Genomic DNA, 17477 nt, shown 5'->3' with positions numbered 1-17477 from the left:
GAAAAGTTATCAGCCGTTTATTGCTCGGACTTTGCCTTGCTTGAGGTCATGCAGAACCTGAGACTTCGGTCCGTCGGCAATCACGAAGCCTTTTTCCATCACGATCACTCGGTCAACAATGTCCAGCATCGAGGTTTTGTGCGTAATCAGAATCAGGGTCTCGTCTGAGCTAAGCTGACTGAGCTGATGTTTGATGTGCATTTCAGAGCGGTTATCCATTGCACTGGTCGGCTCGTCCATCAGCAGTACAGGCGGGCGTCCCAGCAGAGCACGAGCAATGGCTACCGACTGGCGCTGACCACCAGAGAGCAACAGACCCCCTTCACCGACCTGGCGCTCCAGACCTGCGGGATCTTGTTGCGTGAATACGGTGACACCGGCGCGATTCGCTGCATCCATGACGTCGCGGTCGTCAGCCAGTGGACGGCCGAGAGTAATGTTGTCGCGAATCGAACCGTAGAACAGGTTAGAGTCCTGAGGAACACAACCTATATTGCGGCGGATGTCGATGTGATGCAGCTGTTCGATGTCGGTATCATCAATACGAACATGGCCTTCTGTCGGCTTGTACAGACCCATGATCAACCGCTCCAGTGTGGTTTTTCCTGAACCGATCCGACCAATGATGGCGACTTTTTCGCCTGGATTGATGGTCAGACTGAGATCGCGGATCGACGCTACCGGAGAATCCGGGTAATGGAAAGTGACTTTATCCAGTTCGATCTTGCCGTGCACAATCGGACGGTGAATGTAGCGTTTGCCTTCTTCCTGCTCATCCGGCATCGACATGACCTGTTCAATGATGGTCATGGACGATTTGGCCTGATTGTAACGTGTCGAAAGCAGAGACAACTGGACCATTGGGCCAATCGCCCGGCCGCTCAGCATGGTCGCGGCAATGAGCCCGCCCATGGTCAGGTCGCCTTCCGCTATCAGATACACACCGAGAATGATCATGCCGACGTTGGACGCCTGCTGCACAAACCCTGCGGTATTCTGAATACCATCGGTGATGCGGCGGCTTTTGATGTTCCAGTTTGCCATGTGCGCTACCGCTTCTTCCCAGCGGAACTGGAACTGGCTTTGCGCACCAAACAGTTTCACCGTTTCCAGCCCGGCGAGACTCTCAATCAAGTTGGCGTATTTCTGTGATGCCAGGCGTGAACCTTCCTCGATGGTCCGGCGCAGCGGGCCCTGGATCAGCAGGGAGTAAATCACCAGGATAGCGACCCCGACGATCGGCACCAGGACCAGACTACCGGCCATCATCCAAATCAAGAACAGGAACAACAGTGCAAATGGCAGGTCGATCAGCGATGAAATGGTCGCTGAAGTGAAGAATTCACGGATTGATTCAAACTCTTGCAGATGACGGGCAAACGCGCCAACCGAAGGGGGCTTGGACTCCATTCTAATCCCCATCACTTTGCTGAACAGTTTGGATGAGATCAAAATGTCGGACTTCTTACCGGCCACATCAATGAAGTAGCTGCGCAGCAACTTGAGGGACAGGTCAAATAAGAAGATAACGAAAATACCGCTGGCGAGTACCCACAAGGTCTCAAAGGCCAGATTCGGGACCACCTTGTCGTACACCAAACGGGTAAACATGGGCGCTGCGATGGCAAACAGGTTGATCAGGATCGAAGCGATCAGCACATCACGGTAAATGTTTTTCGATTGCCAGATGGTGCTCCAGAACCAGTGACCATCACGGGTTTTGAGCACTTCCGGGGAGCGTTCGTCGTATCGAAACTGCTTTTTGACCAGAAAGTAGCGACCAATGTATAGCTCTTCCAGTTCACTGAGAGGAATGGACACCGGCATTAAACCGGATTCACCGGTCACGATTTCCGCTTCTTGCGTGTCGCGGTTGATGCTGTTCAGTACGCAGGCATCGCCGCCTTTCAGCAGCAAGACAGCCGGCAGAATCAGATGGGAGATCTCGGTAAGGCCAGAGCGGTTTTCTTTGGCCACCAGTCCCGCCCGCTCGGCGGAGCGGGGGAAGAGGAACGGGGTTAATTTGCCATCCGCGAGCGGTAAGCCATTTATCAGCGCTTCTGGTGAATTCGCTAACCCGTAGTAACGGCTGACGTAGATGAGCGAAGTTAATAGCGGATCTTGCATGCACAACGACCTTTTTGTTTATTTATCGACGATGAAGCCCTGGAAGACATCAATAAAGTGCTCCGACAGGAAGTCGAGCTGAGTTTGCGTTTCGACCCTAGACGCAATGGTGGTGATGCCCAGGTTGTGCGCCGTCCGCGAAATCGACGTCAGGGTAAACTTCTGTTTCTCATCATCCAAATGGTGCGTGAACAGATAGTCCAGTTTCACATAAGCAGGACGGAACTCATTCACGTAATCGAGTGACTGGAAGTTACGGCCGTAGTTATCGACACCAAAATCTGCGCCGGCAGCACGGACCGCATTACAGAACAGGGCGGTGTGGTGCGGCGTGTTAATGAAGCAACTTTCCGGAATCTCAAAGTGCAGTTTCTCGGCCAGAGATTTGTGGCGGTTAAGAATCTGAGTGATCCAGCGGATAAAGCTTGGCTGCGAAATACTGCTCTGAGCGATGTTGATGGCGATGGAGTCCTGGATCTCACCGCTGCTGAGTTTCTCGATCATAGTCTCGATCACGTACTGGTCGAAAATATGGCTGGTTTGAAGCTGCTCCAGTGCGTACAGATACTGGTTGGCACTGTAGCGTACGCCATCGTGTTCGATGGCCGAAAAGACTTCGCGGTGATATGTCTGACCGGCGCTGTTGTTGGCTGACTGCAGGCGGAAGGTGATCCAGTCGTTGTGAATCGCTTCTTCTACCAGAGCTTTCCACTGCTGTTTACCCATCAGGTTCTGATTGTTTTCATGCGACACGTAACCGTAATGCAGATCCGGATTGGCTTTGGCACTGGCCAGCGCATTGTCGAGCAGCGTCAGGATCTCGCTTGGTGACTTGCGGGTTTCGTTGTGTACTACCCCGAGGGAGACTTCCGCAGAGGCGGTGCCGGTTGGATCGGCGTCGATGTCCTGCACAAAGTTGACGATACCATCGGCAGTGACTTTCAGTTCTTCCTCATCCATGTTCGGGAAAATAAAGCCGAACTCGTGGCTGGAGATACGGGCTATGGTGACGTCTTGGGCGTTGATGGACACCTTGAGGTGGTCGGCCAGTTCGCGCACCATACCGTCGCCGGCTTCATACCCGTCTTCTTCATACAACTCTTTGATGAAACTGGCTTCCAGGATCACTACGCCACCAATAGCACTCTCGCTTAACCATGAGTTCAACTGACTCATGTAGTACGCGCGGTTACCTAACTGAGAAACAGGGTCGATGTAGGCCCGTTCACGCAGTTGCTGAGCTTCTTTCGCCTGGGCTTTGAAGGCTTTTTCAACCTGAGCCGACATGCTGTTGATGCCATCGACAACGTAGGTTAAATCCTTGGTGTTTGGACGTGGCAGCGGATCCCCAAACTGGTTGCGCGCCACCTGTTCCATCTTTCTTACTATCAGTGTCAGTGGGCGCAGTGCACGTTTGAGGATAAAGGCAATCGACACCAACCCAATCAAGAAAATGGTTCCGAAGGCGACAACCAGTCGCTCAAAGGCTTTCCACAACTGGGCGTAGGCGTCCCCAGGGTGGCTGACAATTTCAACTTCGGCCAATTGCATCCAACCACTGGTGACAACCCGGCTGTCTTGGATTTTTTCAAACAAATGCAGGTTGGTGAACCATTCTGGAACCCCGTTAGGCTGCACTGGATAGGAACGCAGAATTTCTTCACCGTTATCGAGAAACGTGAGTCGAACAATGGAGTAGCTGCTGCCATCAAACAGGGCGTTGATCACCGATTCCACGGCGACCTGATCTTTGTCCTGCAGATACGGCGCCAGAGCAAGGCCAACCGTGTTGATGGTGTTGTTGACCTCTGAGCGTTGTTGCTGCTCTAGATTATTACGCGTGGTATTAAATTCGATGATAAACACCGAAGTCATCAACAGTAAGAACACTGCTATCATACCGGCGACAAGTTGTTTATATAACGTCATATTGCCTACTCATCGTAACTTACAATTGGTTTGTTTAATTTGATTGAACGTTCTCTGGCCCGCAGATCATTCCACAGACTGAGGCGCGATGCTTTACCGGCCAACTGGCCGCTGTTGGATTTCATCAGCCACAGGTTTTGACCATTAAAGCTGTAGATAGGCAGCAGATCACGGCGAGTGGACGCCGGTTTAATCTCAGGGTTGATGTTGTCCAAAATTAACGGTTCGGCGCTGGGCGTCGCGTAGTACGCCAGCACCATGTGAAACTGATTCAGTTCTATTGCCTTAACGTAGATCAGGCGCAGCCTACGGTCTGGGACCCCCAGCTCTCGGAGGGAAAAGTACTTGGCGATGGTGAAGTCTTCGCAATCCCCGGCATTGCTGCCAAGAAATTCCAGTGGCGTGGCCCAGTAGTCTTTTTTCCCCCACAGTTTGATGTCGTCCACAAAGTACAGTTGGTTAAAAAAGCGATTAACTTCCGTGAGTTGGTCTCGCTCGGATAAACCACGATAAGCGGCGAGCTCTGTCCGCCAGGTCTGTACTCGTGTTGCTGCCCTTTCGCCGTAGGTTTTACGCACCGAACTTACCCACTGCTGCTCTTTGGTATTCAGAGCAACCGTGGTAAATGAGGTTGCAACCAGCAACAACGCTGGCAGCCAATACTTCTTCAATTTGGGCTAGCTCCTGTTGCCTGATTCGTGTTTCGCGTCGCCATCTGCCCGGCTACTCTTTCAGCGCGTTGTCTTTCGCGCCCAGTATAGGTTTAAGCAGATAATTCATGACGGTGCGTTTGCCTGTGATGATATCCACCGTGGATGTCATCCCCGGTATGATGGGCAAGTCTTCCTCTTTACCCAGTGAGGTCTGGTTGGTGCGTACGCGCACCATGTAGAAACTGTTGCCTTCTTCGTCCTGAGTCGTATCAGCGCTGATGTACTCCAGTGTGCCTTCCAGACCACCGTATTTGGTGAAGTCATACGCGCTGAATTTAACGATCGCGGGCAAATCCGGGCGCAGGAAGGCAATGTCCTGCGGTGCGATTTTTGCCTCGACCAGTAAGGTGTCTTCGGTCGGAACGATTTCGACGATGTCCATACCTGGTTGAATAACACCACCGACGGTGTTGACGTACAGGGTTTTTACCGTCCCGGTTACCGGTGACATAATGACGGTACGGTTAACGCGGTCTTCCAGGCCGACCGCAGACTCGGTCATGGCTGACAGGCGATCCTGAGCGTCATTGAGTTTTTGTTGTTGTTCGGAGCGGAAATTTTGCGCGGCGTCGATGCGGCTGAGCATCGATTCGCGCACAGCGGCTTTCAGTACTGGGATTTTCAGTTCACTGGAGGTGAGCTCTCGACGGGTATCGTTAACCTGGCGTTGCAGCTTCAGTAGCTCGACGCGAGGTACGACACCTTCTTCAGCCAGTGGTCTGGTGATATCCAGTTCTTTCTTGGCGAAGTGATAGCTGTCACGCAGGTTACGCACCCGGGCTTCAATCTCCACCAAATCCTGGCGACGCTGACTGATCTGTTCGTCAATCACCGACAGTTGGTTGCGCAGATTATTCAGATCCTGACGGTATGCTGCACGCTGGCGAGCGACCAGTTGCGGCTGTTTATCTTTCAGATCGTCCGGGAATTCCAGTTTGCTGTAATCCAGTTGCACGTTCTGTTTCCAGTCTTTTTCATCAAAGTCGTCGTCGATCACCACGCTGTTGAGTGAGGCAGACAGCTGCAATACGTTGGCGGTCAGGTTGGCCACCTGCTGTTCGCGCTCGCGATAGTCAGAACGAAAACGAGTGTCATCGATCAGTAGCAGTTGCTGCCCCTTTTTAACCAGTTGGCCTTCTTTGACCAGAATCTCTTTAACCAGTCCACCTTCGAGGTTTTGTACCACCTGAATTTGAGAAGAGGGCACCACTTTGCCCTGACCGACCGTGACTTTATCAATCTCAGCCCATGACGCCCAGACTGCCGCAATGATGAAGAAGGCCACCATAACCCACAGCATGATTCGGGCGCTGTTTGGAGTGTTCAGCAGCAGCGCTGCGGTTTTATCGTCCACATAGTCGAGTTCGGTGCTGGTGAGCTTGTCGTAACTGCTCTTGCTCATCGGTGGTCCTTGTGTTGAAAGTCGGGGTTAAAACAGATTCTATTCTTTGTCCCGATAAAAGTTAAGGGCATGATATGCCAAACTAATTTCTGGGTACGTGAATCCTACACGTTGTCGTTGCTCAGGTATATGAACTTAATTTAGATGATAAAGTGCTTTTTGCCCGCACTTTTCCTCATCTGGAGCCGCGTTGACGTGAGCTGGATTACGTTCAGCGGCATTCCTGTGTCTTTCTCAGAAGGATGGGTGGCATGATCTTGAGTTCTCTGACGTATAAGCGCACAATCAACAAAAAATCAGCAGGAGTTGCAATGGAAATCGCAGATATTCGCCGTGAGTACAACAAAGGCGGACTACGCAGAAAGGATTTGAGTCAGGATCCGATTGATCAGTTTAACTTGTGGCTGCAACAGGCCATCGAAGCGGGTCTGACGGACCCGACGGCCATGACAGTTGCGACGGTTGATGAAACCGGTCAACCTTTCCAGCGCATTGTGCTGTTGAAAAACGTTGAGAAAGACGCGTTTGTGTTTTACACCAACCTGGGCAGCCGTAAAGCGCAGCAGATTGCGCACAACAACAAAGTGAGTCTGCACTTTCCCTGGCACCCGCTCGAACGTCAGGTGCACATTACTGGGGTGGCCGAAAAACTTACCGCGGTTGAAAACATGAAATATTTCGCCTCCCGGCCAAAGGAGAGCCAACTTGCCGCCATCGCCAGCCGACAGAGTAGTCGCATTTCGGCTCGTGGCGTGCTGGAAGGAAAGTACCTGGAACTCAAAGAGAAGTTTGCGAAAGGTGAGATACCTGTGCCGAGTTTCTGGGGGGGATATCGTATCCGGCCGGTCAGTATCGAATTCTGGCAAGGCGGCGAGCACCGTCTGCATGATCGTTTCCTCTACGCTCGTGATAACGGTGAGTGGCACGTCGACCGTCTGGCGCCTTAATCCCACTCGCGTTCCTCTGCTTATCAAACACCGCTCATTGAGCGGTGTTTTGGTTATTGAGCACCACAGACAGCTGGGTCTTTAACAATGTTTGCGGAATATAGGAGCCATAACCGAGCTCCAGCGCCTTATCAATCAACTGGTCTTTGCTGTGTGCCGCGAACTTCTGCCTCAGGCGGTCAACATAGCCTTCGAAGGTTTTAATCGAGATACCCATCACCGCTGAAATCTGTTTTGGCTTTTTGCCGTACAGCAGCAAAAACAGCGCCTCCGATTCGCGATTGGTCAGTGGAGCAATCGTGCGCACATGGGGATGATTGAGGGAAATCCGTTCATCGCTCTGATTGAGCCCGACCGCCCGGTAGACCCAATGGCCAACTTCAATGATGGCGGTGTCCGTCAGTTCCTGACCATAAAAAATTGTGCCTTGAATGTCGCCTTGTGCATTGAGCCAAGGCGATTTGCTGAAGATCAGCGCTCGCCAACTTCCGTCAGGAAACGGATGAATGTCGAGCACACGCAGCGACTGGCCCGTTTCGATCACGTAGCGATCCTGCTCGCGAAAATCCGCCGCGCATTTGGTGGTCGGGGCGGGCATATCAAAATCGGTGAGTCCGATGCAGTCAGCGCCGCATTGATGTCCAATCAGTTTGGCATACGCGTCATTTGCGTAGACAAAAACGGATTGAGTGTCTTTGCAGCCCCAGTATCCGGGTAACTGGTGAAAGAGCGACGCCTGTTGCGGCGTAAGGGTGGATAACACGGTTTAACTCGCACGTTACAAGATCGGCTTATGATAGCAAGTGCACAGTGTTCTGTAACCCATATGAGTGAGGATTGAGTCGTGTGGTAAACAAATGAGACAGAAAAAAGCCAGCCATAAAGGCTGGCAAACACAAGATTTATCTTGTCGACGTGTAGAAGAGGATCTATGCCCAACGTTACCGTTGAGAATAGACGTATCAATAGATACCAAACGCAGATACTGTCATCTGAGTTCATACACAATGTAATTCTTTGTTTTATTGGGTTAAAGGGGGGATTTCCCCCTAATGGGAACTTCCGTTGTTCCGAATTGAGTTTTATATCGCCCAGTTGTGTTGAACGAGGACACAAGTCGAAAGCATGATCAAGCTGTGTGAATGCCCCCCTGTCGCTGTAAGGCGAAAAAAGGGGGCGTTTATGCGAGTGCGAAGTGCGGCGTTTAGCTGGGTGTGTTTGGAGCGAGTGTTACCCATACCGTGTCATTACCATGAATGGTGATCACTCGGTTGTAGGGCTTGTAGCCCTCTTTGGTCACGCTGACTTTGTGCTGGCCGCTTGGCAGTACCACTTCGATAGGCGTACTGCCGTAACCAATGCCATTAATGGTGACTTGATCGTTGAACTGATTGGAGCGGAAGGTGACGTTTGCCCACTTTTTATCCTGCTTGTCGACACCACTTGGCACGCTGCCCTGCTGCACGCAGTAACGCTCGTCAACACCAAGTAAGGTACATGCCGCTGAGCGATCTGGTTTGGCCTGCAACTGCACCTGCATTTCCGTTGCGTACTGGTCGTTGCCTTTAAATCCGCTGCTGAGCAACTGGCTTTCCTGAATGTGAATGTTGAGCTGTACGCCTTTGAGGTTCTGCCTGGCCAGAGGCGCTTCTGTCAGGTGGTCGATCAGTTTACTGCTAAACGAATTCACCGCTTGCTGCTTGGTCAGGTACTGGCCCTGATTAGCGCATTCGCCCAAGGTCATGCTGACTGAACAGGTTGTCGTGTATGCCGTGGTTACGACTTCCTGTTGACGCAACTCTTGGGCAAGGCGGTTCACTCGTGCGGTAATGCGTTGCTCTTTGAGTACGGAGAACTCCCCTTTCAGGCGGGTTTGCTTTTGCTGAATTTGTGACAACTGTGTCTCAGCGTCCGCTATGGCCTGCTGTTTCTCTTGTTGGGCGGCCTGATTATCGTTCAGGGCAGCCCAGCTTTGTTTGTACTTACTCTGGAAAGACGTCAGTTCTGTTTCTGGATCCTCAAGCATTTTGGCGTATTGCTTATCTAACGTGGATTTTGCCAGTGTAAGTTCAGAGGCCAACTGTTGCCCTTCCCGAGCCAGAGCCGATTGCTCATTTTTCAGTTGCTGTAGGTGGTTGCTTTGTGTGCTGAGCTCAGCGGTGACGGAGTCAATCTGCGATTGTTTATCGGTCAGTTGGCCATCGATGGCGCTCACCGCGTCCACATTAGGGGCGCTGTCCTGAGCCAGAATTGACGGCGATACCCATAACGGGCTGAGCGCAAGCAAAAGCGCTGGAATGCGACGTGTTCTCATAGGTCCCTGCTAGAATTTTTATCGGTTGACCCACAAAAAATGTGGAATAGACAAACTTTTGACAGCCTGGAATACCCGGCTGACTTATCTAGTGATTCTTCATCCTGAAGCATAAAACTATCACTAAAATCCATGAGTTACAGTGAGTGATTTATTAGTTCTAGTTTGATGCTCATTCCATTTTGATCCGATTAAGGAAATATGCAATAGCTGGGACGAGGAATGATCTGAGGATGAATCATTGAACACACATTGACCGTAATTTATGTGCACTTGATCATTGTTCCGGGTGAGAAATTGATGCATTTTTCACCATGCGGTAGCCCTTGTTTGTGATATGCACATAAGTGGTTATTTGATGAAAATGAGGTTTTGGCTGGCGGTCTTTGTGGTATAAGATGCCTGCTGAAAGCCCGGAAAATCGTTCCAGAATGAAAGAGCAAAATCCTATAAATTGTGAGCTGAAGCTCTCAACAGCCAAACTTTTGTCACCCCGTCCGGCGGAGCTGGTGACGTTGCCTTCTTATATGGATTGCCACGAGCACAGCTACACTCAGGTTGTGATTGGGCTCAAGGGGCAGGCTGAATTTGACGTCAATGGACGGGGCAATTACATCGGCCCTGGTCAGGGATGCGTCGTGACTTCAGGGTCGGATCACGCTTTTGGTGGAGTGATTGGTCAGTCAGACATTCTCGTCCTGAACATGCCGCTGCCTTCCAACGATGATCCGCTGATGCTGCAAAAACTGAATGAGTTGTCGCAGTCCAATGTCTATTTTCAGTTGGATGCGCAGATCCAGCGTTTGATTCAGATGCTGGTGCATGAAATGCAGGCCAGTCCGGAAGATTTATTACTTAGCCGAGCCTGTAATGACACCGTCATTGCGCTGATGCAGCGCCATATCTCGGTTCTGGCTTCTTCGCGCAAAGATTCCCGCTTTGATTTGGAAGCCATCGACCGCTACATCGAACAGAACCTTAACCGCAGAATTACCGTAGCCCAACTGGCCGGGAGTGTATTTCTCGGGGAAAGCCAGTTTCATATGTTGTTCAAAGAGCAGATGGGGATCACGCCACATCAGTATGTGCTCGGTAAACGCATTGATATGGCCAAGGCACTGATTGAACAGGGCAATCTCAGCCTTGGTCAAATTGCCGATCTGACAGGCTTCTCTGGTCAGAGCACATTTACTCATACCTTCGCCCGTTTGCAGGGTGTCTCTCCGTCGCAGTACAAAAAGCGCTTCTCACCGACTTTCTGAGCCATTGTGGCTCGATATTCATCTCCATCGCTCCCGCCTGACGTTATTGACAACCGTCAGGTGTTTGTTCTTCCTCCAGTTTTTATTTAATTAAATGTATCTTTTTGCCCCTTATGTGTTACGTAGGCTAAATTTTACCAAATAATATATTGCTTAAATTCGTGTGATTTTGTTTTTGCTTTGTTAATAATCGTAGTTTTTAGCAAAAAGCTCGGAGTTTTTGACAAGTATTCTTCGCGGACTCAAAATACACTGCCTGCCATGATAGGAACATCCCGCGATAACGTCGGGGTGAGAGTGAGGAAAACGCATGTTTACTGCTACTGATGTGTTAAAGACTGAGTTTGTTGAGCAACCGCTTGAACAGCTGTGGTCACTGATCTCGCCACTCTACATGGTGGACGAATCTCAATGGCTGAAAGAGTTGCTGCCGCTGGCAACCCCGAGTGAATCGGAAAAACAACAAGTCAGCCAGAAAACGACGCAACTGATCAACGCCATTCGCGCGGACAAAAAATCGATTCAGATGATCGATGCCCTGCTGCTGGAATACAGCTTGGATACTCAGGAAGGTATCCTGTTGATGTGTCTGGCAGAAGCGCTGATGCGCATTCCTGACGCGACGACGGCGGATGCTCTGATCCGTGACAAATTGAGCGTAGCGGACTGGAAATCTCACCTGAAGAATTCCGATTCCGTGTTTGTGAATGCCTCAACTTGGGGCCTGATGCTGACCGGTAAAGTGGTCGGTGTGTCAGAAGATGACGCCAAGAGCCCGGGGCAAGCGGTCAACCGCCTGGTCAACAAGTTGTCTGAACCGGTGATCCGCAAAGCCATGTATCAGGCCATGAAGATCATGGGGCATCAGTTTGTGCTGGGACGCACGATTGCAGAAGCACAGAAAAACGGTCGTACGATGCGTGACAAAGGTTACACCTACTCGTATGACATGCTGGGTGAAGCGGCCCTGACCACCGCGGACGCCAACAAATATTTCAAAGATTACCTGATGGCGATTGAAGCGGTAGGACGTGATAAATACGGTCTCGACACCAGCCCGGCGCCATCGGTTTCGATCAAACTGTCTGCGCTGCACCCACGTTATGAAGTGGCTAACGAAGCTCGTGTAATGACGGAACTGTACGACACCTTGATGCAACTGCTGAGCCGGGCGATGGAGCTGGATGTGGCCATCACCATTGACGCAGAAGAAGCCGATCGTCTGGAGCTGTCGCTCAAGCTGTTTGAAAAAGTCTACCGCAGCGAGCAGGTTAAAGGCTGGGGCAAGTTCGGTCTGGTGATTCAGGCATACTCCAAACGTGCATTGCCGGTGCTGGTATGGCTGAACGCGTTGGCGAAAGAGCAGGGAGATCTGATCCCGCTTCGTCTGGTGAAAGGCGCTTACTGGGACAGCGAAATCAAATGGTCTCAACAGGCTGGCTACAGCAACTACCCGGTGTATACGCGCAAAGAAGCCACCGACGTCGCGTACCTGGCTTGTGCGCGCTTTCTGCTGAGCGACAACGTGCGTGGCAACATCTACCCGCAGTTTGCCAGCCACAATGCTCAGACCGTGACTTCGATTGCCGTGATGGCTTCGCACAAAGATTTTGAATTCCAGCGCCTGCATGGGATGGGAGATTCGCTCTATCACCACGCTATGGCCGCGTATAAGCAATCGGTGCGCATTTACGCGCCGGTCGGCAGCCACAAAGATTTGCTGCCGTATCTGGTACGTCGTCTGCTTGAGAATGGCGCCAACAGCTCGTTCGTGCACCGTTTGGTGGATGCGCGCTGTCCGGTTGAAACCCTGACTCAACATCCTGTCGATATGTTGCTGGCCTTCGATACACTCAACAACAACAAGATTCCGTTGCCACCGCAGGTGTTCCCGGAGCGTCGTAACTCGTATGGCGTGAACGTTGATATTGAAAGTGAAAATGCGCCGTTTGAAGCGCAGGTGCAAGCCTGGCTGACCAAGCGTTGGACTGCAGGACCAGTGATCAACGGTGAAGCTTTGTTCGAAAGCATGATCAAGGCTGAACAGGCGATGGAAATCGTCAAAGCGCCTTATGATCGTCGTATCGAAGTGGGTCAGGTGGCTTACGCGAACCTTGATCATGTTTCCGCTGCCATTGAAGGGGCTCAGCACGCTTTTGCCAGCTGGAACCAGACAGCGACAGCCACACGCAGCGCTGCCCTGGAGAAACTGGCCGACTTGCTGGAAGACAATCTGGCTGAGCTGGTTGCCATCTGTCACCAGGAAGCGGGTAAAACTATCCATGACAGCATTGATGAAGTGCGTGAAGCCGTCGATTTCTGTCGCTACTACGCCAAGCAGGTCGATGCATTGGGTGAGTTGGCCGTGACCAGCTTTGATGGTCAGGTGCGCAACGTTTCCCGTCAGGGACGCGGTGTGTTCGTTTGTATCAGCCCGTGGAACTTCCCGCTGGCGATTTTCCTCGGTCAGATCACCGCTGCATTGGTAGCGGGCAACACTGTGGTTGCCAAACCGGCGGAACAAACCAGCCTGATTGCCGCACGTGCCGTTGAGCTGATGCAGCAAGCTGGATTCCCGGCCGGGACGATTCAACTGCTGCCGGGCCGCGGCGCAGAAATCGGCAGTGCATTAACGTCGCATGCGGCGATCGCGGGCGTGGCGTTTACCGGTTCGACGGCGACGGCACAGCGCATCAACCAGTCTCTGGCAGAGCGTGATGCCGCGCCGGTGCCGTTTATTGCGGAAACCGGTGGTCAGAATGCCATGATCGTGGACAGTACCGCACTGCCTGAACAGGTGGTTCGTGATGTGATTCGTTCGGCGTTTGCATCGGCTGGCCAGCGTTGTTCGGCTCTGCGGGTCCTGTATGTTCAGGAAGATGTGGCGGATCGCATCGTAGCACTGATTCAGGGCGCGATGGGTGAACTCAAAGTCGGCACGCCTTATCTGCACAGTACGGACGTCGGACCGGTGATTGATCAAACGGCCAAAACCAAGCTGACGGCGCACTTGGAACTGATGAGTCAGACTCAGCATAAAGTAGCTCAGGTTGAACTGGATGAAACGTGTCAGCATGGCGATTTTGTCGCGCCAAGTGCGTTTGAAATTGATTCGATTGCCTGCCTGAAAGAAGAGCAGTTTGGTCCGATTCTGCATATCGTGCGCTTTAAGGCGAGCGAACTGGCTAACGTAGTGGCTGAAATCAACAACACAGGCTACGGTTTGACCATGGGTATCCACAGCCGCAATGAAACGACTTACCGCTGGATTGAGAAACACGCCCGGGTCGGGAACTGCTACATCAACCGTGACCAGGTTGGGGCGGTGGTCGGCGTTCAGCCGTTTGGTGGACAAGGCTTGTCCGGGACCGGACCAAAAGCCGGTGGCCCACACTACCTGTTCCGCTTCACTCAGACCCAGTTCGCTTAACCGGTAAGTAAGGAGAATCTACATGGTACATCAAGTTGCACGCTTTTCTGATGCTTACTCGGCATGGGAAAACTGGAATCTGACGGATTTCGATTCAAAAAGTGAATGTTTGCTGGCGTTTAAAAATACGCTGCAAGAGAGAATGCCAGGCCTTGCCGGCGTGATCTCATACCATCTTCAGCAGGCTTCGGCACTGCTTGCTCAACCGCATCAATTGGTTGGGCCGACGGGAGAAACCAACGAGCTCTACACCGCAGGCCGCGGTGTGGCTCTGCTCATCCAGAATGATCAGAGTGAAAAAGCACAACACGCCTTTGTTGCACAGCTGACTGCTGCACTGATTGCCGGAAACGGCATCGTGGTATGCAGTGATGATCTGCCGTTAACTCAGGCTTTGCAGGCTGCTTTTGAGCAGTCTTCCATTCCTGCCAACCTGATTCAGTTTGTCTCTTACGACGCTTATCAACAGCTGCTGGAATCAGACGTAAGAAGTGTTGGGTATGTAGGAACCACCTCGGTCGAGCGTACGCTTAACCGTCAACTAGCGAAACGTGAAGGCGCAATTATTGGCCTGGTTTCGGAAACGGATCTGGACGCAACACCTGTGGCGCACGATCCACATCTCTCGCTTCGGTTTATCACCGAACGCACCCGAACTATAAATATAACAGCAGTGGGTGGTAACGCGACCTTGCTTGAGCTAGGGAACGAAACCCACTAGCCCTTCTGAGTCGGCTCCTTCGCAAGAGGGGGCCATATTGAAGGCGATCTTTTTAAGAGGATTTTGTACATGGAAAATAGCTTCGCTATTACAACCACCTTTATCGTGTATCTGATACTGATGCTCGCTATCGGTGTGATCGCATACCAACGAACGAAAAACTCGTCAGATTATTTCCTGGGCGGTCGTTCCCTGGGACCTTGGCCAGCAGCGTTGTCTGCCGGTGCATCCGACATGAGTGGCTGGTTGTTGCTGGGTCTGCCTGGCTACGCGTATGCGGCGGGTATTGAGGCATTCTGGCTGGCTGGTGGCCTGCTGGTGGGTACTTGGCTGAACTGGCTGATCAGCGCTAAACGTCTGCGTACCTACAGTATCACTACTGACTCGCTGACCTTGCCTGAATATCTGTCTCGTCGTTTTAATGACAACTCAAAACTGATTCAGACCATTTCTGCATTCTTCATTCTGCTGTTCTTCCTTTTCTACACCAGTTCTGGTCTGGTTGCAGGCGGTAAGCTGTTTGAAACCGTCTTCGGTCTCGACTACACCACGGCGGTGATCGTCGGCACAGTGTGTGTGGTATCTTACACGCTGTTTGGTGGTTTCCTGGCGGTGTCCTGGACTGACCTGGTGCAAGGTTTGTTGATGGCGGCTGCACTGCTGATCGTACCGATTGCGGCAATGGAAAACGGATTTGGTCACCTGTCGACGGATCTGGCGAACATCAACCCGAACCTGCTGACACTGTGGCAAGATTCCAAAGGTGAGCCTTTGACTGCCGTCGCGATCATCTCGCTGGTTGCATGGGGTCTGGGTTACTTTGGTCAGCCTCACATTCTGGCTCGTTTTAAAGCGACACGTTCAAACAAAGACCTGACCACTGCTCGTCGCATTGCCGTGATCTGGACCGCCTTGTCTATGATTGGCGCGATGCTGGTTGGTCTGGTTGGTCTGATTTACGTCAACAGCACAGGTGATCTGTCCCTGGACGATGGTGAAAAAATCTTCATGCTGCTGGTGAACGCGATGTTCCACCCTGTCGTGGCGGGTATCTTGCTGGCGGCGATTCTGGCGGCCATCATGAGTACGGCGGATTCACAGTTGTTGGTGTCTTCTTCTGCACTGGCGGAAGACTTCTACAAGCAAGTGTTCAAGAAAGACGCGAGCTCAGAAGAGATCGTAATGGTAGGCCGTATTGCTGTAATCGCGATTTCTATCGTTGCGTTGGTGCTGGCGATGACGCCGGACAGCTCAGTGCTGGGTCTGGTGTCTTACGCCTGGGCTGGTTTTGGTGCGGCATTTGGTCCGGCTATCGTACTGAGCCTTTACTGGTCTCGCATGAACCGTAACGGCGCACTGGCGGGCATCATCATTGGTGGTGTTACCATCGTGGTCTGGAAACAGCTGACCGGTGGTTGGTTCGATGTGTACGAAATCGTACCGGGCATCATCTTCTCGACGCTGGCGATCGTTGGTGTCAGCCTGGCAACGGGTGCGCCTGACAAAGTGGTCATTTCTCAGCATGCAAGCTTTGAAAAGCACTTGGCAGAGCTAGACTAAGTCTCCACCTCTGCGTTTCAGCGCCCCGGCTTGCCGGGGCGTTTTTGATCTCGATCAAACTGTTACCGGGGTAATATCTTTGCTCTTGACAATACCCTGACGCGTTTTTTTGCACAGTGTCACGAATTTAATACTAAAGTTTGAGCAACCGGAACCATTAAGCGCAGAATGTGTCCACAAAACTGACACCTCGGACTTGTTAAAAGGAGAAACATCATGCCGGAAGCGTACTGCCATTGCTGTCGTAAGATTACCCCACACAAAATGGTAATGAAGCGATGTCAGAACGAAGAGCAGTCGGTGTTTACCTGGTTTGCCATGCTGTTTCAGGGCGAGCATTACGTGAAGATGGAGCAACAGGCGTTCTGCCGGGTTTGCAACACTCGCTCCGAGATGAGCAAGGCGACCCCGATGGGGAACGCTCACGCTGCTTAAAAAGTTTGACACACTAGCTGAAATGGCCGCGAAATGCGGCCATTTTGGTTTCTGCGCGCGGCATTCCTTCTTGCCAGCCGATCCAGTATTATCTTGCTAGCTAACAGAACAACGAGAAGCCACCATGGAACTTGATCGCATTGACCGCGAAATCCTCCGTACTCTGCATATGAAAGGCCGTCTGTCGATGGTGGAACTGGCTCGTCAGGTCAACCTTACGACATCGCCTTGCTCCGATCGGGTCAAACGTCTGGAAAAAGAAGGCTACATCAAAGGCTATCATGCGGAGTTAAACCCCGAGAAGCTCGGCCTCGATGTACAGGTCTTTATTCATATTCGCCTTGATCAGACCAGTTTTTCGATTTTCGAAAAGTTTGCCGCTGCGGTATCCATGATGCCCGAAATTGAAGAGTGTTATTCGTTGTCGGGAGATTTCGATACCATGATCAAAGTGCGGGTCAAAGACATGAAGGCGTATCAGAACTTTATGTCGTCCAAATTGGGGACGTTACCCGGGGTGATTCAGACTCGTAGTGAAGTGGTGATCGAAGAACACAAAACCGGATTCGGCGTGAACCCAGAGTTACTTTCTACTCTGTAATTCGTGCGATTCCTGTGATATCTATGGCCGTTTGCT

General features: G+C 51.7%; 13 protein-coding genes. 7 read left to right on the top strand and 6 right to left on the bottom strand.

From position 1 onward, the window contains the following. Positions 1 to 9: 9 nt before the first annotated feature. Genes VPR01S_RS15425 through VPR01S_RS15410 form a run of 4 tightly spaced genes read right to left on the bottom strand, consistent with a single transcriptional unit; the run spans position 10 to position 6171 of the window. Positions 10 to 2127, bottom strand: coding sequence for a type I secretion system permease/ATPase (locus VPR01S_RS15425; RefSeq protein ID WP_021706289.1), 2118 nt, complete (start codon positions 2125 to 2127; stop codon positions 10 to 12). 18 nt (positions 2128 to 2145) lie between these two features. After that, on the bottom strand, positions 2146 to 4056 hold the full coding sequence (locus VPR01S_RS15420; RefSeq protein WP_021706288.1) for a bifunctional diguanylate cyclase/phosphodiesterase: 1911 nt from the start codon (positions 4054 to 4056) through the stop codon (positions 2146 to 2148). 5 nt (positions 4057 to 4061) lie between these two features. Then, positions 4062 to 4727, bottom strand: a complete 666-nt coding sequence (locus VPR01S_RS15415) for a transglutaminase-like cysteine peptidase (RefSeq protein ID WP_021706287.1) — start codon at positions 4725 to 4727, stop codon at positions 4062 to 4064. 52 nt (positions 4728 to 4779) lie between these two features. After that, on the bottom strand, positions 4780 to 6171 hold the full coding sequence (locus tag VPR01S_RS15410; RefSeq protein WP_021706286.1) for an HlyD family type I secretion periplasmic adaptor subunit: 1392 nt from the start codon (positions 6169 to 6171) through the stop codon (positions 4780 to 4782). Between the two features lie 311 nt (positions 6172 to 6482). Here VPR01S_RS15410 and pdxH point away from each other — a divergent pair, with 311 nt between their 5' ends. Beyond that, positions 6483 to 7118 carry a pyridoxamine 5'-phosphate oxidase gene (gene pdxH, locus VPR01S_RS15405; RefSeq protein WP_021706285.1) on the top strand — a complete coding sequence of 212 codons (636 nt, stop codon included), beginning with the start codon at positions 6483 to 6485 and terminating at the stop codon, positions 7116 to 7118. Between the two features lie 34 nt (positions 7119 to 7152). Here pdxH and VPR01S_RS15400 read toward each other — a convergent pair whose 3' ends face one another. Beyond that, positions 7153 to 7881, bottom strand: a complete 729-nt coding sequence (locus VPR01S_RS15400; RefSeq protein WP_021706284.1) for a helix-turn-helix transcriptional regulator — start codon at positions 7879 to 7881, stop codon at positions 7153 to 7155. 441 nt (positions 7882 to 8322) lie between these two features. Next, positions 8323 to 9432 (bottom strand): PEGA domain-containing protein, encoded by a 1110-nt coding sequence (locus VPR01S_RS15395; protein ID WP_021706283.1) that lies wholly within the window; start codon positions 9430 to 9432, stop codon positions 8323 to 8325. A gap of 431 nt (positions 9433 to 9863) precedes the next feature. Here VPR01S_RS15395 and VPR01S_RS15390 point away from each other — a divergent pair, with 431 nt between their 5' ends. From VPR01S_RS15390 to VPR01S_RS15365, 6 genes are all read left to right on the top strand, one after another. Further along, the gene (locus VPR01S_RS15390; RefSeq protein WP_021706282.1) at positions 9864 to 10694 is read left to right on the top strand and encodes an AraC family transcriptional regulator; all 831 of its coding nucleotides are present in this window, start codon (positions 9864 to 9866) and stop codon (positions 10692 to 10694) included. Positions 10695 to 11004: 310 nt separating this feature from the next. Beyond that, positions 11005 to 14124 carry a bifunctional proline dehydrogenase/L-glutamate gamma-semialdehyde dehydrogenase PutA gene (putA, locus tag VPR01S_RS15385; RefSeq protein ID WP_021706281.1) on the top strand — a complete coding sequence of 1040 codons (3120 nt, stop codon included), beginning with the start codon at positions 11005 to 11007 and terminating at the stop codon, positions 14122 to 14124. 22 nt (positions 14125 to 14146) lie between these two features. After that, the gene (locus VPR01S_RS15380) at positions 14147 to 14845 is read left to right on the top strand and encodes a hypothetical protein (protein WP_021706280.1); all 699 of its coding nucleotides are present in this window, start codon (positions 14147 to 14149) and stop codon (positions 14843 to 14845) included. Positions 14846 to 14914: 69 nt separating this feature from the next. After that, positions 14915 to 16405, top strand: coding sequence for a sodium/proline symporter PutP (gene putP / locus VPR01S_RS15375; RefSeq protein WP_021706279.1), 1491 nt, complete (start codon positions 14915 to 14917; stop codon positions 16403 to 16405). Positions 16406 to 16621: 216 nt separating this feature from the next. Further along, positions 16622 to 16840: a hypothetical protein gene (locus VPR01S_RS15370; protein ID WP_021706278.1), complete on the top strand. Its 219-nt coding sequence runs from the start codon at positions 16622 to 16624 to the stop codon at positions 16838 to 16840. Between the two features lie 124 nt (positions 16841 to 16964). Further along, complete coding sequence (locus VPR01S_RS15365) at positions 16965 to 17441, top strand: Lrp/AsnC family transcriptional regulator (protein ID WP_021706277.1); 477 nt, start codon at positions 16965 to 16967, stop codon at positions 17439 to 17441. The last annotated feature ends 36 nt before the right edge of the window (positions 17442 to 17477 follow it).

Source organism: Vibrio proteolyticus NBRC 13287, from assembly GCF_000467125.1.
GTDB lineage: Bacteria > Pseudomonadota > Gammaproteobacteria > Enterobacterales > Vibrionaceae > Vibrio > Vibrio proteolyticus.
Note: the sequence above shows the minus strand (reverse complement) of the source record. Positions and strands in the feature narration are given on the sequence as shown.